The organism is Aminobacter sp. P4_D5 (assembly GCF_056401815.1).
This window is the reverse complement of sequence record NZ_JBFUIP010001334.1, coordinates 1-530: the sequence shown is the minus strand read 5'-3', so window position 1 is coordinate 530 and position 530 is coordinate 1. Positions and strand designations below refer to the sequence as shown.

The following is a 530-nucleotide window of genomic DNA, read 5'->3' as shown; positions in this document are numbered from 1 at the left end:
GCGCTGAAGCGCTGCAGGCCGATCTCGGCGAAGCGGAAGGCGTCGGCGCGGTCGTCGGTCACGAAGACGGAGCGGGAGGCCAGGATGCGTGGCTTGCGCCCGGACGGCAGGGCTTCCAGATAGGCGTCGATCATCGGGTTCTGGATGTCGGCGAGCGACTGGTCCGGCTGATCCTTCGGCCGCGGCTGGGTGCGCGAGAGCAGCAGCCCATCCCCGGCCGCCCCGGCGCGGCGGGCGCCCTCGACGGTGAAGGTCGCCTGCCACATGCGGTCCAGGAGGCTGGCCGGCGCCGCCGGATAGAGATGGTCGCCGCCTGGCACGGTCTGCCCGGCGAGCGCGTCCTTCAGCATCTGCGTGTTCTCGCCAAAAATCCGGCCGCGCTCGGCGCCGTTCAGCCCGAAGGCGGTAAAGGCCGAGGCATTGCCGCCCGGGCCGATGCCGAGCTCCAGCCGCTCGCCGCTCATCAGGTCGAGCACGGCGGCGTCTTCGGCGACACGCAGCGGCATCTCGAGCGGCAGGGTGATGATGCC

At 71.7% G+C, this 530-nt stretch carries 1 protein-coding gene; it reads right to left on the bottom strand.

From position 1 onward, the window contains the following. Window positions 1-530 (bottom strand): LLM class flavin-dependent oxidoreductase (locus AC1DWF_RS38255; protein WP_476843612.1); only part of this gene is annotated, 530 nt, incomplete at both ends.